Here is a 24440-nt window from a genome sequence, read left to right as displayed (position 1 = left end):
GGTTTTCAGCCTTCGGCACTCTTTTCCAGGCCCCGGATGGTGGGCAGATGATGTTCCGAAGTGTTTCTTTGCAGGTCGCTCAGACTAGTGGGCCGCTCGCAAAGTTAGGTAACAGTTCGCTTCGCCAAATCGTCCAGTTCTGCGTTGAGAAAGCTTGAAATAACGCTGCTATTCCAGCGCTTTCTCGCCTTGACCTGAACGATTTGGCTGTGCTCCTTTGTTACCGAACTTTACAAGCGGCCCACTAGCGGCATCGGCGCCGTGCAAAACCGCGTGCAGTTCCGCGCAGGTGGCGAGTGCAATGCTCTCCGGCACTTCGCCTCCCAGGTTCAGGCCGATCGGTGCGCGCAGCGGTGTTGCCAGCCTGCTGTTGAGCTGCTCCAGTGTCAGGCCGGCCTGTTCCAGTACCCGGTTGCGGCGGCTGACCGGACCCAGAAGTCCCAGGTACTTCAGGGGTTGCGGATGCAGTACCCGCAGGGAAGCGGCATCCAGCTCCAGGTTGTGATTCATGACCACCGCCGCATCGACCCGGGCAAGGTCCAGTTGAGTGGGCAACTCGTCGGGATGACAGCGATAAGCGCTGCAGTCCGGGAAATAGGCCGCGCGACCGTTGGCCGGTCGCGGATCGCACAGGCTGACCTGCCAGCCCTGGGTACGAAACAGTTGCGCCATCGGCTGTGCGTCGGCGCCGGCACCCATCAGCAGGATATGGGGAACCGGGGTGACCGCTGTCTGCAGCCACTGGCCATCTGCGCGCTCGATCAATTGTGCCCGCCCGGTGGTTGTTTCCGCGGGGATAATCTCTGTCTCGCTTTCACCGTCGGCGGGGATTTTCTGCAGGTAGTAACAGGGCTGGCGTTGCTGCAACTGTACGCGCAGCCGTTCCAGTTGCAGGAATCCGTTTTCGGCGTTCAGCGGTTGCAGCAGGATATGCACGGTGCCGCCGCAGCCGATCCCCAGTTGAAAGGCGAAGTCGTCCTCGTCGCTGCCGTCGTAGCACAGGGTTTTGGCCTGCCCGCTGCTCATGACCCGGTGTGCGTGGCGCTGGATATCCGCTTCCAGGCAGCCGCCGCTCAACAGGCCGTAGTGCCGCCCCAGATCGTCGAACAGCATGATGGCACCGGCCTTGCGATAGCAGGGGCCGATGGTTCTGTAGACGGTCCCGAGTACCCAGTTGCGGGCGCTTCTCTGCTCGTACCAGAGATCCAGCAGTGCGTGGAGCTGATTTGCCATGGTGGCTGCGTTGCTCATTCTTGTTGGGTGGTCGCAAGATGGTAGCGGCTCGGGTGAATAGTTCAATAATGGTTGCGGGACTCGGGACTCGGGACTCGGGACTCGGGACTCGGGACTCGGGACTCGGGACTCGGGACCCGCAGACTTCCCTCGGGAGTGGGCCGCCACTGGTTTTTATGCTGGTATGGCGGTCGCTGTTTTACACCCGCCCCTCCATGTTACCTTTAACATGACTATTAAAGTGGAAACTAGAGCTTTTAGTCGCATTTAGGCCATTTAGTGGCTTCTTTTGCATCTATTAATATTTTTTTGGTTTTAAGTTGAAAAAGCAGCTATTATTGTTTTTTAATATACTTAAGAGCTTAAAATAGAGCTATTATGAGCTTTCTGGGAAAGTCTGATCGCCAGATACTGGAGACCCTCGGCGAACGCCTGCGCCGCCACCGCCTGCACCGGGACATCACCCAGGAGCAGCTGGCGGAGCGGGCCGGCCTGTCCGTGTCGACCATCAAGGGGCTGGAGGCCGGCCGCGGGCGGCTGGACAGCCTGATTGCGGTGCTGCGGGAGCTGGGGCAGTTGGACGGGCTGGAGACTTTCCTGCCGGACCCGGGTATCAGCCCGCTGCAACTGGCGGAGCGGCAGGGGCGCCCGCGGCAGCGGGCCAGCCGCACGTCGGCGCAGAAAACTCCGCCAGCAAAGAAAGATAAACCGCAATCCGACTGGTGAGTGCCATGGCCGAAGCCATAGAAACCGCAACCGTCAATCTCTGGGGCCACCGCGCCGGGGCCGTATCCTGGCACCCGGATGGCTACGGCGTGTTCGAGTACGACCCGGACTTTATCCAGCAGGGGCTGGACCTGTCGCCGATCCAGATGCCCATCGACAGCGGTGGGCGCATCTTCTCCTTCCCGGGTCTGAACCGCGAAACCTACAAGGGGTTGCCGGGCCTGCTGGCGGATTCGCTGCCGGACAAATTCGGCAACGCCATTATCGACGCCTGGCTGGCACGGCAGGGACGCACGCCGGGAGACTTCAGCCCCATCGAGCGGCTCTGCTACACCGGCAACCGGGGCATGGGCGCGCTGGAGTTCGAGCCCTCCGTGGACGGGCGCTTCCTGGAGTCCGCGCCGGTCGAGATTGCCGAGCTGGTGGAGCTGGCCCAGTCGGTGACCCACCGCCAGGAAGGGCTGGCCTCGCACTTTGGCGGCGACGACAGCGCCGGTGCGCTGGGGGATATCCTGCGGGTGGGCACCAGTGCCGGCGGCGCCCGCGCCAAGGCGGTAATCGCCATGAATGGCAGCGGCGACGTGCGTTCCGGCCAGGTGCCGGCGCCGGAGGGCTACGACTACTGGTTGCTGAAATTCGACGGCGTGGACGATATCGAACTGGGCGCATCCCAGGGCTTTGGCCGCATCGAATACGCCTATTACCGGATGGCGCAGGCCGCCGGTATCGACATGATGGAATCGCGCCTGCTGGAAGAAAACGGGCGCGCGCACTTTATGACGCAGCGTTTCGACCGCATCGATGGCGAAAAACGGCATATGCTCAGCCTGTGCGGTATCGCCCACCTGGATTTCAATATGGCCGGTGCCCACTCCTATGAGCAGGCCTTCGCCGTGATGCGCGAACTGCGCCTGCCCAAGAGCGAGGCGATCCAGCAGTACCGCCGTATGGTGTTCAATGTGCTGGCGCGCAACCAGGACGATCACACCAAAAATATCGCCTTCCTGATGAATCGCGACGGCGACTGGCAGTTGTCGCCCGCCTTTGATCTCACCTACGCCCACAACCCCGGCGGCCAGTGGACCAATCGCCACCAGATGAGCCTTAACGGCAAACGCGATCACTTCGGGCTCGAGGATCTGGTGGCGGTGGGGGAATCCATCAGTATCAAGAAGCCACAGGACCTTGTCGCCGAAGTGGCCGCTGCAGTGGCGCGCTGGCCGGAGTTTGCCGGGCGCGCCGGGGTGCGCGAGGACTTCGTACGGGAAATCGCGGCCAATCATCGCCGACTCGCCTGAGCTTTCAGGTCTCCGGGCAGGCGACTTCGAGACCGTCTCGACTATGCTTAGCGCAGGTCAATCGAGGAGATCCCGCGGTGAGGGCCCACTGGGAACACTTCAGCCACCGGGCGGATATGGGCGTGCGCGGCTGTAGCGCGACCCTGGCCGGGGCGTTCGAGCAGGCCGCCCTGGCGATGACGGCGATCATTACCGATCCGGCGCAGGTGAAGCCCGCGGAGCGGGTGGATATCCGCTGCGAAGGCGGTGATCCCGAGCTGCTACTGGTGGACTGGCTGAACGCGCTGGTGTTTGAGATGGCCACGCGCAAACTGCTTTTTTCGCGCTTTAACGTGACACTCGATGATGGACGACTCGGCGGTATCGCCTGGGGCGAGCGGGTGGACCGGGAAAAGCACCAGCCAGCGGTGGAAGTGAAAGGCGCAACCTATACTGCGCTGCGGGTGAATCGATTACCGGATGGCGCCTGGCTGGCCCAGTGCGTCGTCGATGTGTGAGGTGCCCGTGAGCAGAGCCTACTCCCTCAAGCAGGAATCCGAATTCAGCTGGCGCCTCGAAGCCAGCGGCAATATGCGCGTGCCCGGTATCATCTATGCCGATGAAACACTGATTCGCGGTATGGACGACAAGGTATTCGAGCAGCTGTGCAATGTCGCCAGCCTGCCCGGGATCGTACAGGCCGCTTACGCCATGCCAGACGCTCACTGGGGCTACGGCTTTCCGATCGGCGGCGTGGCCGCATTCGATGCGGACGAGGGTGGCGTGGTCTCTGCCGGTGGTGTGGGTTTCGATATTTCCTGTGGTGTGCGTGCGCTGCGCACTGGTCTTACCGTCGACGAAATTGAGCCGGTCAGGGAGCGGCTGGCCAATGCGCTCTTCCGGAATATTCCCGTCGGCGTCGGCAGCACCGGCCTCGTTCATCTCGACGATGATGGCATGAGCGCGATGTTGAAAGGCGGTGCCCGCTGGGCGGTGGAGCAGGGATTCGGCAACCCGGCAGACCTGCAGTATATCGAGGAGCACGGCTGCATGGCCGGTGCCGACCCGATGGAGGTCTCGCCGCGCGCGCGGAAGCGCCAGGCGGATGAAATGGGTACCCTGGGTTCCGGCAACCACTACCTGGAAGTGCAGCGGGTGGCGGAGATCTTCAATCGGCGTATCGCCGATGTCTTCGGCCTCAGGGAAAACGATGCAGTGGTTTTTATTCACTGTGGCTCCCGCGGGCTTGGCCACCAGATAGGGACGGAATTCCTGAAGTATATGGTGCTTGCCGCCAGTAAGCACGGTATCGAATTACCGGATCGCGAACTGGCCTGTGCACCGATCAATTCCGAGCTGGGACGGGCCTATCTCGGCGCCATGCGCGCGGGCATCAACTGCGCGCTGGCCAATCGCCAGATCATTACGCACCTGACGCGGCAGGTGTTCGCCGATATTTTGCCGGCGGCGGACCTGACGCTGTTGTTCGATGTCTCCCACAACACCTGCAAACTGGAAACACACCCGCTTGGCAGTGAGATGCGCAAACTGTACGTGCATCGCAAAGGTGCCACCCGCGCCTTTGGTCCCGGCCATCCGGATATCCCCGAGACACTGCGCGCCGTGGGCCAACCGGTGTTGATCGGCGGTTCCATGGGAACTGAATCCCATATCCTCGCCGGTTCCGAAACCGGCGCCGGGCTGTCTTTCAATTCCGCCTGTCACGGCGCCGGTCGCGCCATGAGCCGGCACCAGGCGACAAAACGCTGGCGCGGGCGCAGCCTGGTGGACGAGCTGGCGCAGCGCGGCATCCTTATTCGCAGCCCGTCCATGCGCGGCGTCGCAGAGGAGGCGCCCGGGGCCTACAAGGATGTACGCGCGGTGGTAGACGCGGCGGAAAAGGCCGGGTTGGCACACAAGGTTGCGCGCGTGGAGCCGCGGATCTGCATCAAGGGTTGAGGGGCTTTGCTACTGTCCCGACCGGCGTGGCCCTACACTGATCGGAGCAGCGATGGATCAGAGAGGCCGGGCGTATGGCTAGCGTGACGCTGAACAATGGTGTCGAGATACCGCAACTGGGCTTCGGTACCGTCTCCATCGACGATTGGCAGGCGGATAATTCCTATGTCACCGATACCATTCTGAAAGCCATGGCCATTGGCTACCGGCATTTCGACACCGCTTCTGTCTATGGTAACGAACGTGCACTGGGCCGCGCCATGCGGGAATCCGGCCTGCCGCGCCAGGAGCTGTTTATTACCAGCAAGGTCTGGGATACCGAGCAGGGCAGGGGAACAGCCGATGCCTTTGCGAGAAGCCTGGAGCGGTTGCAACTGGATTACCTGGATCTCTACCTGGTGCACTGGCCGGTACCCGCCTACACCCGCGAGACCTGGCAGGCGATGGAAACCCTGTACGGCGCAAAGAAAGTTCGCGCTCTGGGCCTGTCGAATTTCCGCAAATCCGATATCGAACAGATTGCAACCTTCGCCGAGGTAAAGCCCACCTGTAACCAGATTGAGCTACACCCCTACCTGACCCAGAGAGAGATGGTGGAATACTGCCGGTTCCACAGGATTGCCGTCTGCTGCTGGTCGCCGCTCGGCTCCGGTAGCTGGAGCGGTGTGGAGATCGGGGAGAAGCCGGTGTCGGATCCGGTGATTCTCGAGCTGGCGGAAAAGTATGGCGTGTCTCCGGCACAGATCATCCTGAAATGGGATGTCCAGCAAGGCCGCATCGTCATTCCCAAATCGGAGACGCTCGATCATATCCGCTCGAACTTCCTGCTGGATGATTTCGAGTTGCGAGTCGAGGAGATCGGAAGCATCGACAGCCTCAACCGCGATCACCGCTTTGGCGGCGATCCGGATACGGCGCATGAAGGGAACCGGAAAGTGAACGTTCCCGAATAACCTGTCCCGCCGCGAGACGATCGATCCATTCAAAGCGCCTGCAGAAACCGATCGCTTCTGGGCAGAAAATAATTGTCGTAATCGAGCGACAGCAATACCGAGCGGGTGCGGCCGAGAATTTCGCGTCTCGGTACCAGGCCGATCACGCGCGAGTCGGCGCTGTTGTCCCGGTTGTCTCCCAGCACCAGGTAGGAATCCCGCGGTATGCGAACCGGTGCAAAACTGTCCATCGCCGAACCGCCTTTGCGCAACCGCACCAGGTGTTCGATACCGGACAGGTTTTCGCGCATGTCCCGCGACAGGCTGGTCTCGCCGGCGGGTTCGTAGGTAATGGATTCGCCGTTGATGCTGAGACGGTTGTTGTGCAGCGCTACGGTATCACCGGGAATTCCGATCACCCTTTTTACCAGCCGGTTGTCGCTGGCTTCGGAATCGAATACCACGATATCGCCGCGCTGTGGCTCCCCCAGTCTCGCCAGGGAAATATGGGTGAACGGTAGGCGGAGATCGTAGGCCATGCGGTCGACGAGGATATAGTCTCCCTCGAGGATGGTGGGTTTCATGGAGCCGGTGGGTACATGGTTCCAATCTGCGCAGGCGCTGCGAAAAATGAACATCAATGCCAGGAAAACCAGTATGGAGCGGTTTTCCCTGAGTATACGCGCGAGTCCCTGTTTCACGACCAATTCCCTCTGTGCAATGGTTGGAGAATTATTGGAAAACAGAAGCGGGCAGGAGTTCCGGACGGAACCCAGCAGGGTTCCGCCGAATTCCCAAGGGTTACGGTGCGCCCAGTTCCCAGCTGCCGCGCTGGTAGTCGAGCACCGCCATACGGCTCTGGTCCAGCAGTTGCAGCGACTGTACGCGATAGGGGCCGTCCAGGCCGGACGCGGCCAGCCGCGCCATATCCACTGGCACGGACATCTCCCGGCGGCCGGCTTCCAGCCACTCGGCGCTGTAGCTCAGCACGATCGGCAGGTAGTCGCCATTCCGGTCGCGGCCCTGGACCAGTGCGCGCGCTTCGTAGCGGCCCGGCTGCCGGATGTCCAGGTCCAGGCGCAGGCCGCGGGTGTCGCTGTAGACGGAGGCGAGGTCGGCGGTCGGTTGGAAAATATCCGTTGCCACCGTGGCCACCCGCTCCACCAGCGCACCGCTGGCACTGCGGATGCGGGATGCCACCTCGACCTCCCACAGTTGCCCCGGGGCGCCGGAATCGCTGACGCGGATCGGCCAGTCCACCCGATATTGATTTCCCCGCATCTGCCCGCCGAGTACATAGCGCTCGCCACCGGGCGCCACCAGCGTGGCGGAGATGGAATCGATCTGCGCGCGGCCGCCGGCGTGAGCGTCGAGCAGCAGCCGCCCGTCGCGGGAAAAGCGCGTCTTCGGCGCCTGCACCTGCAGTGTGGTATCGCTGTGTTTATCCAGCACATAGACCACATACCGGCTATTCGCCGCGGCATTGCCGTTGGCGTGCAGCGTCAGCTTGCCGTGGCCCATGTCGGCCGGTACCCGCATCGCGTGGGCGCGGCGATAAAATGCAGGCATGATCTGGCGCAGGCCCTGGGACATGCGGTGCAGGGCGATACTGTCGTCGTTCACCGAGCGACGCTGGGCGCCGTTGGAGAGTGTCATGCCTTTGGGTATCTCCCGCCGGGTCACGCGGGCACCTTTGGCGACGCCGTCCAGTGGTGTGATCTGGATTACCGCGCGATCCGCGTCGGTAACCAGTTCGATGCCGCGATTGAGTTCCGCGCCGCTGACTTTGCGGAAAAAGCTGCGGCTTTCCCGCGCAATGGCGGTATCGGCCAGGCGCTGTTCCGAGCCTGGATCGACATACTGGGAAAAGGTCACGCTCTCGCGGCTCCGGTTGGCCAGTTGCTGTGCCTGGAGTGCAGCGGCAGTCAGCGCGGCCGCGATGGCGAGGGGGACCGCGATAAATGTCTTGAATGATTTCATGGTGGTTCCCTCAGATATCGTTGCGCAGGATGACGTCGAGATTGAAGCACTTGCGCCGGCTCTGGTTGTGGCTCAGCGGCTCGCCGTCGCGGGTGCGGGCGTTGTCGTAAAACCAGAGATTGCCCGCCGCGTTTTGCGAAGTGCAATTGAGGAAACCGTCGGAGCAGCCGTCGAGCCACTCCTGGGTCACTTCCAGGCCGACGTTCTGGGTGTAGCCGCCGCAGTAGCTGTCCGAGTCGACCACCGAGCTCTCCACATCGGTGCCCACCACATTCCAGAAACCGACCGGCAGCGACGGCCGGCCGGCGGTGCCCTGCAGCCAGTTCTGGTTGTAGTGTTCCATCCAGCCGGTCTGTTGCATTTCCACCGCGTCGTTCTGGTAGCCGAGCAGCCAGCCCACCGCGGCCTCGAACACATTGCCGGTCATCACCGCATCTGCCAGCGGTGTACCGGCGCTGGAGGCCGCCAGTGCGTTGACCCAGCGGGTGTTGTCGATAATGGTTGGATAGCGGCTGTCCCAGGTGGGATTGGACAGGATCCAGCGCATCACGTTGCCGCCGTTGGAGTGGGTGATCACCACCAGGTCGTCGATACTCCTGCCGGTGATGAAATCGTACAGCTGCGTCGCCAGGCACCCGGCCGCGGCGTCGTCCCACATATACTCCTCGAAGTTGCAGTTGACGATCAGCAGGTTGTCGCCGTTGGGAAGCCCCTGGCGTACGGATTCCACCATTTCCGATGTCCAGTAGTCACTGTACGCATCTGACTGGTTGCCGGTGCCGTGCACCAGCGCCAGTCCGGTGGTTGCCAACGCCGCGCCGGGCAGGGCGACAAGCAGTGCCAGGCTCGATAACAGGATTCTGATTTTTATTCGCAATGTCTTCACCTTTTTATTGGTTTTATGTTTGAAACAACAACGGCTGAATCATAAAAGCAAACGCAAGACAGAAAGGTTTCAGGAGTGGCGCGGGGAAAAATTTCTGGCGCTGAATTCCAGTAGTTGTGCGACCGTTCAGTCTATTGTGGGAAGAGTGTGCGCGGGTTCCGGAATTTCCGCGGCGGGATCATCGAATTTTTTCCAGCTGGTGGGTCGCGTTATCCACCGGCGAGCCGGTGGGAGAATCCGGGCTCCATTGATGGTATAAAATGATCATTTTACTCTCCGCGCATGGATACCAGAATCAAGCTTATTTCCGCCGCATTTCCGGCGGGGCTTTCCTGGGCGATTGCATTGCCATCGTCCTCGCGGCACACCTGACCGAGCGGGTCGGCGCCCGCGCCATTGCAATGGTTGCAGCGCTGGTGGCGGCCGTGGGGATGGCCGGGATTGCAGCGGCGCCCTCCGCAGCCTGGCTTGCCGGCGCGGTGATGCTGGCGGGATCCAGCACAGGGCTGGCTTCACCACCCATGGCCGCAGCGGTGGCCGCGGCTCTCCGACCCGATCGACAGGACTCCGTCAATACGGTGATCAACGCCGGTACAAGTGCGGGGGTGGTGCTGTCCGGACCGGTGGCGTTGTTGATGGCGGGGCAGTGGCGGTTGGCTTTCGCCATTTTTTCCGCAGAGGTTGAGGCACAGGAGAAAGCTGTTTTGTTGACGAGAGGTTGCTGCCGGGACAGCGGCTAACGCCCGCTCACTGGGTTGGCGCTGCGACCGGTCTTTTATCAGTGGATTCCAGGCCTTCGCGGCGTGGGAAAAGCCATATCGATACCAATGCAGCGATTCCCAGCAGCCAGCTGTACTGAATACTTTCCAGCAATTCAAGTGGTGAGATACCCGCCAGCGAAGACGCCAGCAGCACCTGTGCCCCGTAGGGTAACAGTCCCTGTACAACGCAGGAGAAGATATCCAGCAGGCTGGCACTGCGCCGCGGATCCACGCCATAGCGCGCGGCGATATCCTTTGCCAGGTCACCGGTCAGCAGGATGGCGACGGTGTTGTTGGCAGTGCAGGCATTGGTCAGTGCCACTGCCGTACCGATGCCGAGTTCGCCGGCAGCGGGGTTGCGCGAACCCTTTGCGTGCAGGCGGGCGATACGGTCGATCCCGTTGGCGAGCCAGGCGAGGCCGCCGCCGCTTTTCATCATGGCGCCCAGGCCGCCGATCAGCAGCGACAGAACCAGTATTTCCTGCATGCCGGCGTAGCCGGCGTAAATATCCCGCGACAGTTTCACCAGGCTGTAATCCGGCTGCGACCCCAGGCCGATGGCGCCGGCCAGCAGGATGCCACTGAACAGCACCAGCAATACGTTGACCCCGAGTACTGCCAGCACCAGCACTGCGATATAGGGCAGTGCGCGGATCAGTTCGTAGTCCCCGCTTTCCGGCACGGTGGCGCTGCCGCCGGCAAAGTACAGCCACACCAGCGTTGCCAGTGCCGCCGGCAGGGCGATACGGAAATTCATGCGAAATTTGTCCCGCATCGCCACGCCCTGGGTGCGGGTGGCGGCGATGGTGGTGTCGGAAATGATCGACAGGTTGTCGCCGAACATGGTCCCGCCCACCACGGTGCCCACGGTCAATGGCATCGGCAGTGCTGTCGCGTTGGCGATACCCACAGCGATGGGCGCGATGGCGGCGATGGTGCCCACAGAAGTGCCCATGGCAGTGGCGACAAAGGCGGTGATGGCGAACAGGCCCGGCAATACCAGCGCCGGTGGGATAACGCTGAGCCCGAAATTTACCGTCGCATCCACGCCGCCGATCGCCTCGGCCACACTGGCAAAGCCGCCGGCCAGCAGGTAGATCAATGCCATGGTGACGATGGTGTGGTCGCCGACACCGCGGACAAATGTCTCGATACACTCGTTCAGTGACCCGCGGGCCAGCAGTACTGCCAGTGCGATTGCCGGCAGAATCGCCACCGGCGCGGAGATCTGGTAGAAGGCCATCTCCGTTCCCTGCATCGAATACCAGAGACCACTGCCGAGAAACAGGGCGAGGAACAATCCGAGTGGCAGGAGGGCGAGGGGAGAGGTTTTGGCCATGGATACTGCTTTGGCTGGAGGTGGAACAACGGGTAAAGGGCGGCGATTATATAGAGCAGCAGTGAGGCGGGAAATAATTCTTTCGCCGCGCGCGCAAGCCTCCGGTTATATGCCAGCCATCCCGCTGGCCACCTCACGCGGGAATTGGGGTGTGGTGCTGTTCGCTTTGCCACGCCTCGGGCACGCTGCCCCGGATATGTTCCAGAAAGGCGCGCACCCGTCGCGGTTGGCGGCCGTGGGAGTAGAGCAGCCAGGCGGGACGCGTCGGCCCCCGCCAGTCCGGCAGGCAGCGCTGTAGCGTATCGGGATGTGAACGGGAGCGCAGAGCCACCTGCCAGTCCGGCATCAGGCCCAGGCCGTGGCCGCGGGCAATGGCGTCGGCCTGGATGACGTATTGATCCACGCGCATACAGGAAGACTGCAGTGCGACCGGGTAGGTACCTTCGTCGCGGTGTTGCAGCAGCAGCCCCTGGTCGCCGTCACCGAGCATGTCTACCCAGTCGTGATCGTCGAGTTGCCGCGGATGTTGCGGTATACCGCGGCGCCGGAAGTAGTCCGGGTGGGCGTAGATTCCCTGGCTCAGGTTGCCCAGGGGTTCCTGTCGCAGGCCGCGTCCGGCCGCCGCCCCCAGCCACAGGTAGATACGGTCCTCCGGGCCGGCCTCGGGTTCCTCCATCTGTGTCTGCAGGCTCACTCGCACCCGCGGGTGTTGTAGTAGAAATGTCTCCACCACCCGGGCGAGCCAGCCGCGAATAAAGGCTTCGTGGGAGTACAGCAGCAGTTCCCCGCTGACTTCCCCGTGCAGCTCTTCCAGTTCCTGCCGACCGCGTTCGGCCAGCTTCAGTATCTCGCGGCAATAGCGGTAGTAGACGCGGCCCGCCTCCGTGGGGATCAGGCGGTTGCACTCCCGCCGCAGCAGTGACTGCCCCAGGGAAGCCTCAAGCTGCCGGATGCGCCGGCTCAGGGTGGACTTGGACAGGTCCAGCTCCCGCGCCGTGGCGGTCAGGCTGCCGGAGCGGATCACCGCGGAGAATACGCTCAGTTCTCTCAGGTCGTGCAACCCTACCTCCAACCATCTGTACCAGTATCCAGCCGACAGTTTGCCGCAAACCCCGTTGCATGAATCGCAACACCATGTTCGGGATTTTACTCTATTTGTCGACAATGAGAAACATTATCATTCGCGAAAAATGACACAAATGACAAGGAGTTACGGATATGGTCGCCCAGGCCTCCTCGCACAGGATCCTTATGAACCGCCCTTTTGCCCGCCCGCTGCTGTTATCCGCGGCCGTTGCCGCCGCCCCGGCGCTGGCGGACGAGACCAGTGAGATGGAAAACCTCGTGGTCACCGCCTCCGGGCACGAGCAGGCGCTGGTGGACGCGCCGGCCTCGATCAGCGTGATCGACCGCGAGCAGCTGGAGCAGCGCGCCTATCGCGATGTGACCGATGCACTGAAAGACCTGCCCGGAGTCATCATCACCGGTGGTGAGTCCGGCGGCGACAGTGCCGATATCAGCCTGCGTGGAATGCCGGCTGGCTACACATTGATGCTGGTGGATGGCAAGCGCCTGTCCGGTCGCGAGAGTCGCCCCAACAGCGATGGTCCCGGTGAGGAGCAGAACTGGCTGCCGCCGGTGGAGGCCATCGAGCGCATCGAAGTAGTACGTGGCCCCATGTCCACGCTCTACGGTTCCGACGCTATCGGCGGTGTGATCAATGTCATCACGCGCAAGGTGCCCGCGCAGTGGAACGGCAGTGTACAGGTCGACAGTATCATCCAGGACAACAGCGCTTCCGGGGATATGGCACAGGCCAATTTTCACCTGAGCGGCCCGCTGGTGCAGGACAAGCTGAGCCTGCAACTCTACGGTCGAAAGTACCAGCGCGACGAGGACAGCATCGTCAACGGCTACAATGAAACCGACGTGCAGAGCGTTACCGGCCGCCTGGCTTATACGCCCAGCGAGAATCATGAAGTCCTGCTGGAGACCGGCACTACGGAGCAGGAGCGGACCTCCCTGGTGGGCCAATCCGGACCCACCGAGGGCTGCCGCGGTGGTTGTAGCGACGCCTTCAACGAATACAACCGCGATTTTATCTCCATCACCCATAACGGCAGGTTTGAAAGTGGCGACCTCAGCTCTTTTGTGCAGCGGGAGGTCACCGAAAATATCGGCCGCCAGATGGAGATTGCCAACCTGGTGGCGAAGAGCAGCTACGTCATGCCCCTGGGGGATCACACCCTGGTGTTGGGCGCTACCTATGAAGCGGAAGAGCTGGACGATTTCACCTCCAACCAGATATCCGATCGCACCCATATCGAGAGCTCCCGCTGGGCCTTTTTCGGCGAAGATGAGTGGGCCCTGACGGACAGTTTCGCCCTGACTGCCGGCGTGCGCCTGGACGACGACGAAAACTTCGGCAGCCACGCCAGTCCGCGCCTCTACGGTGTGTGGAAGCTGGCCGAGCGCTGGACACTGAAAGGCGGTGTTTCTACCGGATACAATTCCCCCGGCCTGCGCCATCTCACTGCCGACTGGGGGCAGTCCAGCCGCGGTGGCGATGTTTACGGCAATCCGGACCTGGAACCGGAAACCTCGATCAACAAGGAAATAGCCCTGCACTTCCAGGGCAGCGATGGTTTCAGCGCCGGCATTACCCTGTTCCACAATGACTTTGAAGATAAAATCAGCCGTATCGACTGCCCCGAAGATATCTGCGACGCGGGCCCCAACCAGTTCGGTTCCACACCCACCTATCGCATCAACATCGACGAAGCGGTAACCCGCGGTGGTGAAATTTCCGTGGCTACCGAATTGACCGAACGCTTCAAAATCAACGCCAGCTACACCCACACCGATTCCGAACAGAAGACTGGCGAGTACCGTGGTGAACCGCTGGCACAGTTGCCGAAGAACATGGCTTCCGTGAGCACCGACTGGCGTGCCAGCGATGCGTTGAACCACTGGCTGCGTGTCACCTATCGCGGCGAGGAGAGCCAGCCGACCACCGGCCCATCCAGCGGTTCATTGATCGCACCGTCCTATACCTTCGTCGACACCGGTCTCAATTATGCACTGTCTGAAAGCACCAAGTTGAAAGCCGGTATCTATAACCTGCTCGACGAGGAGGTCACTTACGATGAGTACGGTTTTGTCGCCGATGGTCGTCGCTACTGGCTGGGCGTCAACTACCGGTTCTGATTTCCGGATTCCGCTGTGCTTCATCCGGGCTACCCGCGACATAACCCGAAGAGGGCGCAGCCCGAATATAGCTGCCGGAAGGCAGGGCTCTTTCGCGGGAACAACAATTGTCAGATGGCGCTCAGCCGGGAGATGTTGAAATACAGTGACTTTTTCATTGGGAAGCGTCCGCCAGTGGCACTGGATCAGTTCGGCAGGATGCCTGGTGGGCATGCTGCTTTTTGCCGTTACCGGGATCACCCTGAACCACGCGGCGGAGATTTCCGTGGAAGCCGAGATCGTCAGCCTCGAGACCCAGGTGCCGGCAGAGTTGCTGGAAGGCTGGCAGCCGTCCGCCACCGATACGCCGCAACTGCCGGCGGCGGTGATGCACTGGCTGGCGGCGGAGTACGGAATTGACATACCGGGTGGCCGGCGGGGCGAGTGGGACAGCGGCGAGTTTTACCTGGCCATGCCGCGCCCGGGAGGCGACGCCTGGCTGTCGCTGATACCGGAGAACGGAGAGTTGATCTACGAGCGCACCGACCGCGGCTGGATCGCCTACTTCAATGACCTGCACAAGGGGCGCGACAGCGGCGTTGTGTGGAAGTGGTTTCTGGATGTCTTCGCGATCGCCTGTGTGATCTTCTGCCTGACGGGCTTCTGGCTGCTGTGGCAGCAATCCTCACGCCGCGTATCCACCTGGCCGATTACAGCACTGGGGGTGTTGGTGCCGCTGGTGATCGCGCTGGCATTTATCCATTGATCGTCTCCATAGAGGGCATCCACTGAGAGTATTCATTGATAGGGAGCTAGCAATATGCGCAAGAAATTATCCGGCAAATCCAAAGCCGTTGCCCTGCTGGGGGCACTGCTCGCCAGTGGCTGGGCCCAGGCCCAGAGCCTGCAGCTCAGCATCGAAATCCCGCGCCTGAAGGTGGCGGAGTACCATAACCCCTATGTGGCCGTATGGCTGGAGGACGAATCCCGCAACGCCACCCAACTGGCGGTCTGGTACGACCTGGGGATGCGCAACGACGAAGGCGAGAAGTGGCTCAAGGACCTGCGGCAGTGGTGGCGACGCGGCGGCCGCGCCATGGATGTACCGGTTGACGGTATCACCTCCGCCACCTACGGCCCCGGCGAGCACAAGTTGAAAGTAGCACTGGACCGGGAAGAACTCGCGGCACTGGAACCCGGCAACTACCGCCTGCGCGTCGAGGCGGCACGGGAGGTCGGCGGTCGCGAGCTGGTGGATATCCCGCTGACCTGGCCACTGGATAAATCGGCGCTGCCGCTGACCGGCCGGGGGGAGTCCGAATTGGGCAATATCCGTATCGCGCTGACCGATTGAGAAACTGCCCGGTTTTTTGTTCCGGGTAGGGTGCGCCGTGCGCACCGGCCGGACGGAGCCGGCCGATAGGGTGCCCACGACGCACCCCAACGTTATCTTTAACCAGGAGAGATCCGATGAAAAAAAGCCTAGCCGCAAAAGTCCTGCTGACCGCGGCGGTCGCCGCCGGTACCGCCATGCAGGCCCAGGCGCACCGCGCCTGGATCCTGCCCGGTGCCACCGTGCTGTCCGGCGACGACCCCTATGTCACTTTCGATGCCGCGGTCTCCAATACCATTTTCTTCCCGGACCATGTCGCACTGCGAATCGATGGCCTGCAGGTACGGGGACCGGGTGGTGAATCACTGGCGTTGGAAAACGCCAGCAGGGGAAGATACCGCAGTACCTTCGACCTGCAGCTCAAGGAAGAAGGTACCTATAAAGTGAGCACCGCCTCCGCGGGCCTGCGGGCTTTCTGGCGCGATGCCGACGGCAAGCGCCATATGTGGCCGGGCCGCGGTAAAACCGCCGACGATTCCGAATTCGATTCCGCCGTACCCCGGGATGCGAAAGATCTGCGCGTGTATCGCGGCTCCCGTCGCATCGAGACCTTCGTCACCGCCGGCGCGCCCAGCGACGATGTCTTCGCGTCCACCGGTGTCGGCCTGGAGCTGGTACCGGTCACCCATCCGAACGATCTCTACGCCGGGGAAAGCGCGCAGTTCAAACTGCTGATCGACGGTGAGCCGGCACAGGATGCAGAGGTGGTGCTGGTGCCCGGCGGCAGCCGCTACCGCGACAGCCAGGAAGAGATCACTGTGAAGTCCGACGGCGCAGGCCTGTTCAGCGTCACCTGGCCGGCGGCTGGCCGCTACTTTATGGAGGCCGAGTACGAGGATGATAAAGCCGCTGCGCCGGCCACCAGACGCCGCGGCCAGTACGCCGCGACTTTCGAAGTGCTGCCGTTGTAGGTCGGGGAAAGCACGGTGACGGAGTTCCTGCGAAACGCCCTGGCGGTGGTTGCGATCGTCGCCTGGTGTGCCTGGGTTTTCGGGCTTTACTGGCGGCAGCGGCGCGCGCGTCCGGCCGCGCCGCTGGACGGCGCCGCGCTGGTGGCCTATGCCAGCCAGGGCGGCACCGCGGAAGCGCTGGCCCGGCAGCGGGCCGAGCTGCTCGGGGCGGATGGCGAAGTGCAGCTGCTGCCGCTCAGTGGCGTCTCGCGCGAGACACTGCTGTCCGCGCGCCGGGCGCTGTTTGTGGTCAGCACCTACGGTGAGGGCGAGCCGCCGGACAACGGTCGCCGCTTTGCCCGCATCTACCTGGGCTCGGCGGGTTCACAATCGCTGGATCTGTCGCACCTGTCCTACTCGGTCGTCGCACTCGGCGATCGGGCCTATGCGAATTTCTGCGCTTTCGGCCAGCGTGTCCACGACGGCCTCGCGGCCATGGGCGCGCGGGCACTGGAACCGCTGGAACGGATCGACAGTGGCATTGCGGATGGAATGCCGGCAGTCCCATCGATCCGGGATGATGACCGCGCGCAGCCGGGCGCCCAGTACTGGCAGCTGGTGGATCGCCAATTGCTCAACCCCGGCAGTCCGGGCAACCCGCTCTACCGCATTGTGCTGCGCGCCTGCGGGCCGTTGCCCCTCTGGCGCGCCGGCGATATTTTCGTGGTGCGCCCGCGGCTGGCGCGGCAACAGGTGGAGCAGTGGCTCGTGCGGCACGGCCTGGATGGTACCACCCGGATAACCGTTGCCGGCCGCTCGCAGACACTGGTGGACTGGCTGGGTGAACGGCAGCTGTCGGACAGACTGGACGATGCCCGGGTGCTGCTGTCCGCCGATGATATTGCCGGCTGGCCGCTGTTACCGGAGCGGGAATATTCCGTGGCGTCGTGCCCGGAGGAGGGCAGACTGGTGTTGCTGGTGCGCCAGCAGCTGGACGAGCAGGGCAATCCCGGCCTCGGTTCCGGCTGGCTTACCCGCTACGCCGTTATCGGAGACTTTGTGGCCGGTCGTATTCGCAACAACGCCAGTTGCCGGACACCGGACCACGGTCGCCCGCTTCTGTTGATCGGCGCCGGCAGTGGCCTGGCGGGCCTGCGCGCGCAGCTCGCCGAGCGGGCCCTGCACGGCAGCCCCGGCAGGGCCTGGCTGATTATCGGTGAGCGCAGCCCGGAATCGGACTGCCAGCTGGTCGATGAAATTGCAGCCTGGAAAGAGGCGGGGATCATTGCCCGCTGCGATCGGGCCTTCTCCCGCGGCACCGATGATGCACGCTATGTGCAGCATATTCTCACGTCCAATGCCGACGAAGTGCGTTCTTTCCTGTCCCGCGGGGCGGATATCTACGTCTGCGGCAGCATGGCCGGCATGGGCGAGGGCGTGCACGAAGTGCTGCAGTTCCTGCTCGGCGACGATACCGTGGAGCAACTGATCGAGGCAGGCCGCTACCGGCGCGATCTCTACTGACTATCTGCCATGGACCGCCAGAAAGGTATCCGGCGCCGCGTCCACCGAGAGCTCGAACTCCTATCAGGCGGGTATCCGGCTCCGGAGTTTGCCGCGCTGCCCGGCCGGCACTGGAAGCCGGAGCGGATGATCGAAGGGAGAGACTGAACGGGAACGTTGGAGCCGGTACCGTCTGCGGAATAGACAGAAGTTGCTATAGTTTCACAGGAGTTTCACAGGGATGCGATTTCCCTCCCGACCGACAATATGGAGACGGCCATGAAAGATCTGCTAAACCGCTGGCAGCCCCGGGTGCTGAGCCTGTTGCGCATCGTGACGGCTTTCCTGTTCATGCAGCACGGCGCGCAGAAAATACTGGGTTTTCCGGCACCGCAGCGTCACCCATTCGAGCTGTTTTCACTCTCCGGCGTGGCCGGCATACTGGAGTTGTTCGGCGGTTTCCTGATGCTGATCGGACTCTTCACCCGCCCCACCGCATTTGTGCTGTCGGGCCTGATGGCGTTCGCCTACTTTATAGCGCACGCGCCCCAATCGTTCTGGCCCCTGACGAATGGCGGCGAGTCAGCAGTGCTTTTCTGCTTTGTGTTCCTGTACCTGTTCGTCGCCGGCGGCGGCAGTTGGAGTGTCGATCAGCTGAGAGGCAGGCGCTGAAGGGTGCCTGCCCTGCTATCTACAGATCGTTTGCGGGGTGCATTGTGATGGCTGCGGAGAACTCATTGCCGTTTAACGGCTCTTCAAGAGGCCGTTACCAGATACTGGGACGGTTGCCCGGGAGAAACCATTGGCATCGTGCTCGGGCGGTACCCGTGCTCCCTTACCGTCAGGGCCAATTCCAGCCGCGAGGTCACATTGAGAAGACGCATCAGGTCGAAAACATAATTCTTGATGGTACCCTGGCTCAACTTCAGGTAGTTGGCTATCCGTTTGTTTGAATAGCCTGCCAGCAGCAGGTCGACGACGTCTTTCTGCCGCCGGGTCATGTTGGCAATGGCCCGTGATGCTTCGCTCTGGGAGCCAAAGGGAAACACTCCTTCCTGGAAGCTGGAGCATATATCGCACTCCCCGGATGCAACCAGCGTTATCGCCCGGTTGATATTGCTGACGCTGTCATCTTTCAGTATGTAGCCGTTGTTGCCGCAGCGACCGAGACGGTCGGCCACCAGCCTGTCAGGCAAATTGGATATGACCAGGGTGCGCAGCGAGCGCCTCTTTGCCAGCTGGATGAAATCGGCTATCGACTGGACATCTCTGTCACTGCTTAAACCGATTATCACCAGGTTGACTTTCGGGGCAAGATCATCGCGAAGGAACTTCTGTGCATCGCATAGACTTTTCCTCCGGTAGAGGCGCCAATCGGGGAAGCTCTCCTCAACCATGGAACTGATACCCAGGAGGGATATATAGTTCTCGTCGAAAATTAAACAGTTGGTAGCCATCTGATGTATCTTCCTTAATACTTTTACAGGGTACGCATGCTTACGAGGGAATAAAAATATCCTCTATCCTTGCGCCAAAATACCGGGCGATCCTGAACGCCAGCGGCAGGCTGGGGTCGTACTTTCCCGATTCGATGGAGATTACTGTCTGGCGGCTTACTTCCAGGACATCTGCCATCTGTTGTTGGGTGAGTTGTTGCTTCTGGCGGTATGCCTTTAACCGGTTCTTCATGGTGCGCCTCAGTGCCCACTAGCAGTTGGCGAGATTGTCGGAAAACAGTTGCTCTACATGGTCATTGAGGGTTTTGGCCGGTTCGAAGTACTCAAGTTTCAGCTTTTTGCGGCTGGTTTCGTCGTCAAATTCCAACGGGAAGTTGACATTGTTTGAAATGTAACTGCGGCGCATCCCAATCAGTGGCGCAATAAACCAGAGCAGCCATTTGGGTGCCTCGTTGGTCGGAAGTTTGTCGCTGATATTGAAGCGCTCTGCATCGATCAGGCGCGCGATATCCAGCAGGCGCAGGCTCTCCGAGACCACGATGTAGCGGGCCTGGTCCTCGCCGTCCAGGGCGGCTTTTATATGCGCCTCTGCAACATCCCTTACGTCGACCAGGCCGAGCCACAGCCGCGGTACGCCCTTGCGGAAAGAGCCGTTGATGAACTGCCGCATCATATTGATGCTGGTGCTGTCTACGCGTCGCGATAGTGACGGGCCGAAAATGGCGCCCGGATGGATGGTGACCAGGCTCCAGCGCTGTTGTTTTTCCTGCTGTTGCCAGGCCCATTGTTCAGCCTGGGTTTTGGCGTAGGCGTAGGGGTTGCTGGCGAGGCTGGAACTGCGGTTGATATCGTCCGGTTTTACCAGTGACGCCCCTGCCTCGTTGACTTCGCGAGCGTTGTCGTACAGGGCCACGACACTGCTGGTCAGGACCACCCGCCTTACCGACGGTGTTCTCTCGACACTGTCGATTACATTCTGGGTTCCCTCCAGGGCCGGCCGCAGCAACTGTTCTTCGGGGAATTTGGCCTCCTCAAACAGATAGGGAGAGGCGGTATGGATTACCAGGGAGCAGCCCTCCATCGCGGGGTCAAAGCTCTTGGGAACGAGCAGGTCGGCTTCGAACAGTTTCAGCTTTTGCGGGTACTCCGCCGCAAGTTCAAGCAGGTGTTCGATCTTGTCCCGGTCGTGCAGGTTTCGCACCGTACCGTGCACCTCCAGCCCCTCGCGGAGCAGGTATTCGACGACCCATGACGCCAGGTAACCGCTGGCTCCGGTGACCAGTACTCGTTCACTCATTGTTGTTCCCTCATCTAACATCGCAATTTTGATTTATCCCCGGGGCCAATCCCTGCCTGCGGGCCCAGTTCACGATTGGGCTTTGGTTGTCAGGGCCGGTAGCGCCTGTCACTCAGCGACAGGCTGATCGCCCATACTGCGAGGACCAGCAGCATCGCCCAGAAACTGTTGAAAGCCGGCAGCAGCCTGTTCACCTGCAAGACGCCGATCATGGCGAAAAGCGAGAGCAGGACCGGCAGCGCAATGGCGCATGCCTGCCGATGGAGGCTCTGGTGAAATTCGTCGCAACGGCGGTAAAAGAAGTGCACCAGGAATACCAGCCCTGCGGCGGCCAGCAACAGGCCCCCGATAATCAGCCAGCGACTGACCTCTGCCTGCAGGTAGAGCGGTGCGAATGAAGCCGCTATTCCCGCAGCCAACAGAATCAGGCCGATCAGTATCCGGGCCAGGTAGGCCGGGCTCAGCCTGACTACATCTTCATCTTCTTTCGACATGGAGTGCTCCACCTCTTCGTATCGTTGCCGCGGCATGTAAAGCAGTCTTTACATGCTATGGAGCGGCTTACCGCATGTCAAGTGTGCTTTACAGTCAATATGATGAGATTGACGCCTCATCCGGCAGAGCTGCCGGTTGTTGTTCCCGGTACTGTTGCGGCCGGTTTTTCAGCGTGTCCCCGATTACGGCGGATAACTCCGCGGCGGCTTCCGCCAGGAAGAAGTGACCGCCGCGGAGCCGGTGGTGGCGATAGTCGGTGCTGGTTTCGCTTTGCCAGGCCCGCACCCAGTCCTCCCGCACTCCCGGATCATCAGCGCCATGCAGGCTGGTTATCGGAATCTGCAGCGGCGGACGGGGCAGGTACTGGTATCTGTCCAGTAGCCGAAAATCGGCGCGGAGTATCGGCAATACCAATTGCAGCAGCTCCGGTGTATCGAAGATGGCGGGGTGCAGGCCGCCAAATCGGCCGATGCGTTCGAGAAACTCCCGATCCGGCAGATGGCTGTAGCGCTCGTATTCTCCATCGAGGGCTGGAGCACCCCGCGCGGCGACGAACAGGTGCTGTGGTCGCGGTCCGGCCCCCGCCATCTGTCGGTGTGCCAGCTCGAAAGCCAGCAGCGCTCCCATGCTGTGGCCGTAGAGCGCATAGGGCCCGGTTACCGACTGTTGCAATTGTGCCTGCAGGCAGTCGAGCATGGGCATCAGCCGATCGATCGGCGGTTCACTGAAACGCTGCTCGCGACCCGGCAGTGACAGGACATGGAGTTCAATCTCCCCGGCGACATGCTCGCGCAGTGAGTGAAAGCCGGTGGCACCGCCGCCGGCATAGGGCAAACAGAACAGTTGCATGATTTGCCTTTAAAAAAAATAATCGAAATAGAGCATCAGCCGGTCCTTCTCTTCAAACTGGCCGAAGACCCCCTTGCTGTTACCGGCGTAATTTTCGTACTGGAGATAGGCTGAAAGCCGGTCGTCAAAATCGTACATGACCCGCCCGCGAAAGGCGGAGTCGCGATCGTTCAGACTGTACAGGAATAGTCCTTCAATGCGCCAGATCTGGTTGGTAAAGTCGCGACTGAAGTTGAGGGTCAGGGTGGAATCCACTTTGTCACGCACCAGCCCTTCGTCGTTTCCGCTGATCACGCTCTGGAACAGCTGGGCGCTGACGAAGTGATCGGTCCAGCCATACCAGTCGATGCCGAGTACATAACTGAAGTCCTGGCGCCGCTCGATTCCCTGGTTCTGTTGGATATCTTCGCTGAGAATGTAGCGATGGCTGTCAAAAGCATATTCGCCGCGATAGACAAATTGTCCGGAGGCAGCGGAAAAGCTGCCTCCCAACGTATGGGTGCGTTCGTAGGAGGGTTGGAAGCTTACCAGTCCTTCATCGCCGACCCAGCGGCGCCGGACGACCTGTTCGTCGTTGTAGTGGTAGAGATAGTTGAACGACAGGTCCCAGTTATCGACGACTCTACTGATCTTTGCACCGTAATCGGCGTCTTCCACCCAGTCGCCATCCGGTCGTTGCAGTGGCTCTACGCTGATGGCGGTGGTCGACGGCGGTGGTGAGGCAATGATCTTGGGGGATGTGAGAAAATAGCCATCGGGATCTGCGACATAGTCGCTGTAGGTATTGTCGGGGATCCACAGTAGCTGCAGCTGTCCCCAGTCGGTGCGGCGTTGATAGTTGGCCATCCACAGTGGAATACGCGAGTCGATTGGCTCGGCCATGATGAAATCGCGAAAATCCACCGGGTTGACGAGGTCCATTACCCGCAACCCGTCGGCCGCCCCCCAGAAGACCTGCTGCTTGCCCAGCGTCATGTAGCCGTCGCCGACGCGGGTCTGCAGGTGCAGTTCAAACGGATCGGCGCTGACATAGTCGTTGTAGCGATGTATTTCGGATGCTTCGGAGCGTTCGACCTGGTCGTTGTAGGCGGCGTCAAACTGTCCGGGCGAGAGCAGGACTCTCGGCTTGAACACGATTTCGGTGCTGTCACCGTAGCTCAGCTCCCACTCCGGTTGCAGCCTGATCAGGGACCGGTCGTAGTCGTTGTGGGTCTGGCTGCTGTGCTCGACGCGTACCCGGCCACCGAAGTCTTCAAGCTCCAGTGCGTCGGCGTTGCAGATTGTGGCGCTGGATAAAAGCGTAACTGCTGAAAGAATGGGGATTTTTTTCATGGTTTCCCACTGTTTGGCCAGCCCCTGCCCGAATGGCAGGGGCTGGCTGGATTGGTGGTTAAAGTTGCTGGTTGGCAACATAGCTGCGGGTGAAGACGTTTTCGGGTATCCCTTCATCGACCTTGAAATCGTTGAGCAACACGGTGGTCTTGTGTCCCGTGGCCTGGGTCGTCATCTCGATGCGCATCGGGCGCCACACTGTTTTACCGCCCTCCGCGGGGTAGGGCCTGACGTCCGATGACGTCCGGATCTTGAAGAGTTCGCCGTTCTTGTTGAAATAGTGCTCCTGGATCGCCGCAAAGTGCTCCTGGTCAACCCAGATGATCCGCTTGCTGTTTTCACTCTCGCGAATCTGGTGCTCGGTAACCGGAATGGCTTCGATCACCCAGCAATGCTTTTCCACGCCCAGCGCATCCTCGATGGTCTCCTCGCGCAGGAGGGTATATTCATGGTTCTTGGAGCCGACCACGCCGTCGGCGATCTCGAAGTCCTCGTAACTGAAGTCGGTACCCATGAAACTCTCGCTCTTGTTGGAGGCCGATATCCGGCGTACCCGTTTCAGGGCGGGCAGGTAGAGCCAGCGGTCGTCGTCTTCGGTGATCTCCTCCTTCTCCAGGGTCAGGATTCGTACATCTTTTACGTCCCGGGGGGAGCTGAACTCCAGGTAGGTTTTGCGGGCCAGCTGGTTGCTGTCGTCGATCAACATCAGCACATCGCGTACCCGCTTGTCGCCCCGGGCGTTGGTCAGTGTCATCTTCATGTTGGACTGTTCGGTGATGCTTTTCCGGGACGCCTCGTTGGCGAGCATGACCTCTCGCGGTGACAGGGCTTCCTTCTCCGCTTCTGTCATGTCTGATAGTTCGATGCCGATTGCCATCGCCTGTGAGCAGGCGCCGAGTAGCAAAGAGAGAATACCAATACGGCTTTTCATAAATCCTCCTGGGA

The 24440-nt window shown here is 61.2% G+C and carries 25 protein-coding genes; 12 read left to right on the top strand and 13 right to left on the bottom strand.

Annotated elements, in window-relative coordinates:
• Positions 1 to 168 precede the first annotated feature (168 nt).
• On the bottom strand, positions 169 to 1233 hold the full coding sequence (locus tag MWN76_RS00340) for an XdhC family protein (RefSeq protein ID WP_250458465.1): 1065 nt from the start codon (positions 1231 to 1233) through the stop codon (positions 169 to 171).
• Between the two features lie 378 nt (positions 1234 to 1611).
• Here MWN76_RS00340 and MWN76_RS00335 point away from each other — a divergent pair, with 378 nt between their 5' ends.
• The 5 genes from MWN76_RS00335 (at position 1612) to MWN76_RS00315 (ending at position 6148) form a co-directional block, all read left to right on the top strand.
• On the top strand, positions 1612 to 1959 hold the full coding sequence (locus MWN76_RS00335) for a helix-turn-helix domain-containing protein (protein WP_250458464.1): 348 nt from the start codon (positions 1612 to 1614) through the stop codon (positions 1957 to 1959).
• Between the two features lie 5 nt (positions 1960 to 1964).
• Positions 1965 to 3257: a type II toxin-antitoxin system HipA family toxin gene (locus MWN76_RS00330; RefSeq protein ID WP_250458463.1), complete on the top strand. Its 1293-nt coding sequence runs from the start codon at positions 1965 to 1967 to the stop codon at positions 3255 to 3257.
• Between the two features lie 77 nt (positions 3258 to 3334).
• Complete coding sequence (locus MWN76_RS00325; RefSeq protein ID WP_250458462.1) at positions 3335 to 3754, top strand: archease; 420 nt, start codon at positions 3335 to 3337, stop codon at positions 3752 to 3754.
• A gap of 7 nt (positions 3755 to 3761) precedes the next feature.
• Positions 3762 to 5195 (top strand): RtcB family protein, encoded by a 1434-nt coding sequence (locus tag MWN76_RS00320; RefSeq protein WP_345780040.1) that lies wholly within the window; start codon positions 3762 to 3764, stop codon positions 5193 to 5195.
• A 74-nt stretch (positions 5196 to 5269) separates the two neighbouring features.
• Positions 5270 to 6148: an aldo/keto reductase gene (locus tag MWN76_RS00315; protein WP_250458461.1), complete on the top strand. Its 879-nt coding sequence runs from the start codon at positions 5270 to 5272 to the stop codon at positions 6146 to 6148.
• A gap of 29 nt (positions 6149 to 6177) precedes the next feature.
• Here the strand turns inward: MWN76_RS00315 and lepB are convergent, their stop codons facing one another.
• From lepB to MWN76_RS00300, 3 genes are all read right to left on the bottom strand, one after another.
• On the bottom strand, positions 6178 to 6828 hold the full coding sequence (gene lepB, locus MWN76_RS00310; RefSeq protein WP_250458459.1) for a signal peptidase I: 651 nt from the start codon (positions 6826 to 6828) through the stop codon (positions 6178 to 6180).
• A gap of 100 nt (positions 6829 to 6928) precedes the next feature.
• Positions 6929 to 8107, bottom strand: a complete 1179-nt coding sequence (locus tag MWN76_RS00305) for a DUF4785 domain-containing protein (protein WP_250458457.1) — start codon at positions 8105 to 8107, stop codon at positions 6929 to 6931.
• A gap of 10 nt (positions 8108 to 8117) precedes the next feature.
• Positions 8118 to 8984, bottom strand: a complete 867-nt coding sequence (locus MWN76_RS00300) for a hypothetical protein (RefSeq protein WP_250458455.1) — start codon at positions 8982 to 8984, stop codon at positions 8118 to 8120.
• A gap of 269 nt (positions 8985 to 9253) precedes the next feature.
• Between MWN76_RS00300 and MWN76_RS00295 the strand changes: the two genes are divergently transcribed.
• A complete protein-coding gene (locus tag MWN76_RS00295) occupies positions 9254 to 9733 on the top strand; it encodes an MFS transporter (RefSeq protein WP_250458454.1) in 480 nt (159 codons plus the stop codon).
• A gap of 7 nt (positions 9734 to 9740) precedes the next feature.
• Here the strand turns inward: MWN76_RS00295 and MWN76_RS00290 are convergent, their stop codons facing one another.
• Together MWN76_RS00290 and MWN76_RS00285 are read right to left on the bottom strand one after the other, a co-directional pair.
• On the bottom strand, positions 9741 to 11093 hold the full coding sequence (locus MWN76_RS00290) for a Na+/H+ antiporter NhaC family protein (RefSeq protein WP_250458453.1): 1353 nt from the start codon (positions 11091 to 11093) through the stop codon (positions 9741 to 9743).
• A gap of 133 nt (positions 11094 to 11226) precedes the next feature.
• Positions 11227 to 12153 carry a LysR family transcriptional regulator gene (locus MWN76_RS00285; RefSeq protein WP_250458448.1) on the bottom strand — a complete coding sequence of 309 codons (927 nt, stop codon included), beginning with the start codon at positions 12151 to 12153 and terminating at the stop codon, positions 11227 to 11229.
• A 191-nt stretch (positions 12154 to 12344) separates the two neighbouring features.
• Here MWN76_RS00285 and MWN76_RS00280 point away from each other — a divergent pair, with 191 nt between their 5' ends.
• The 6 genes from MWN76_RS00280 to MWN76_RS00255 all read left to right on the top strand — a co-directional run bounded on the left by MWN76_RS00280 (position 12345) and on the right by MWN76_RS00255 (position 18737).
• Positions 12345 to 14300, top strand: coding sequence for a ligand-gated channel protein (locus MWN76_RS00280; RefSeq protein ID WP_250458446.1), 1956 nt, complete (start codon positions 12345 to 12347; stop codon positions 14298 to 14300).
• Between the two features lie 145 nt (positions 14301 to 14445).
• The gene (locus MWN76_RS00275) at positions 14446 to 15045 is read left to right on the top strand and encodes a PepSY-associated TM helix domain-containing protein (RefSeq protein ID WP_250458444.1); all 600 of its coding nucleotides are present in this window, start codon (positions 14446 to 14448) and stop codon (positions 15043 to 15045) included.
• Positions 15046 to 15099: 54 nt separating this feature from the next.
• Complete coding sequence (locus tag MWN76_RS00270) at positions 15100 to 15633, top strand: DUF2271 domain-containing protein (RefSeq protein WP_250458442.1); 534 nt, start codon at positions 15100 to 15102, stop codon at positions 15631 to 15633.
• Between the two features lie 116 nt (positions 15634 to 15749).
• The gene (locus MWN76_RS00265; RefSeq protein WP_250458440.1) at positions 15750 to 16583 is read left to right on the top strand and encodes a DUF4198 domain-containing protein; all 834 of its coding nucleotides are present in this window, start codon (positions 15750 to 15752) and stop codon (positions 16581 to 16583) included.
• Positions 16584 to 16598: 15 nt separating this feature from the next.
• Positions 16599 to 18086: a flavodoxin domain-containing protein gene (locus MWN76_RS00260; RefSeq protein WP_250458438.1), complete on the top strand. Its 1488-nt coding sequence runs from the start codon at positions 16599 to 16601 to the stop codon at positions 18084 to 18086.
• A 258-nt stretch (positions 18087 to 18344) separates the two neighbouring features.
• On the top strand, positions 18345 to 18737 hold the full coding sequence (locus MWN76_RS00255) for a DoxX family protein (protein WP_250458437.1): 393 nt from the start codon (positions 18345 to 18347) through the stop codon (positions 18735 to 18737).
• An 83-nt stretch (positions 18738 to 18820) separates the two neighbouring features.
• Here the strand turns inward: MWN76_RS00255 and MWN76_RS00250 are convergent, their stop codons facing one another.
• From MWN76_RS00250 to MWN76_RS00220, 7 genes are all read right to left on the bottom strand, one after another.
• Entirely contained in the window at positions 18821 to 19522 is a 702-nt protein-coding gene (locus MWN76_RS00250) for a response regulator transcription factor (protein WP_250458436.1), read from the bottom strand.
• Positions 19523 to 19562: 40 nt separating this feature from the next.
• Positions 19563 to 19754 (bottom strand): helix-turn-helix transcriptional regulator, encoded by a 192-nt coding sequence (locus MWN76_RS00245; protein WP_250458435.1) that lies wholly within the window; start codon positions 19752 to 19754, stop codon positions 19563 to 19565.
• An 18-nt stretch (positions 19755 to 19772) separates the two neighbouring features.
• A complete protein-coding gene (locus MWN76_RS00240) occupies positions 19773 to 20819 on the bottom strand; it encodes an NAD-dependent epimerase/dehydratase family protein (RefSeq protein ID WP_250458434.1) in 1047 nt (348 codons plus the stop codon).
• Between the two features lie 89 nt (positions 20820 to 20908).
• Positions 20909 to 21349, bottom strand: coding sequence for a hypothetical protein (locus tag MWN76_RS00235; RefSeq protein ID WP_250458433.1), 441 nt, complete (start codon positions 21347 to 21349; stop codon positions 20909 to 20911).
• Positions 21350 to 21407: 58 nt separating this feature from the next.
• Positions 21408 to 22163 carry a thioesterase II family protein gene (locus MWN76_RS00230; RefSeq protein WP_250458432.1) on the bottom strand — a complete coding sequence of 252 codons (756 nt, stop codon included), beginning with the start codon at positions 22161 to 22163 and terminating at the stop codon, positions 21408 to 21410.
• 9 nt (positions 22164 to 22172) lie between these two features.
• Positions 22173 to 23495: a hypothetical protein gene (locus MWN76_RS00225; protein WP_250458431.1), complete on the bottom strand. Its 1323-nt coding sequence runs from the start codon at positions 23493 to 23495 to the stop codon at positions 22173 to 22175.
• A gap of 58 nt (positions 23496 to 23553) precedes the next feature.
• Positions 23554 to 24426, bottom strand: a complete 873-nt coding sequence (locus MWN76_RS00220; protein ID WP_250458430.1) for an outer membrane lipoprotein-sorting protein — start codon at positions 24424 to 24426, stop codon at positions 23554 to 23556.
• Positions 24427 to 24440 lie beyond the last annotated feature (14 nt).

Origin of the sequence: Microbulbifer litoralis (assembly GCF_023634065.1) — a bacterium.
GTDB lineage: Bacteria > Pseudomonadota > Gammaproteobacteria > Pseudomonadales > Cellvibrionaceae > Microbulbifer > Microbulbifer litoralis.
The sequence above is the reverse complement of the archived record's forward strand: the minus strand, read 5'-3'. Positions and strand labels throughout refer to the sequence as shown.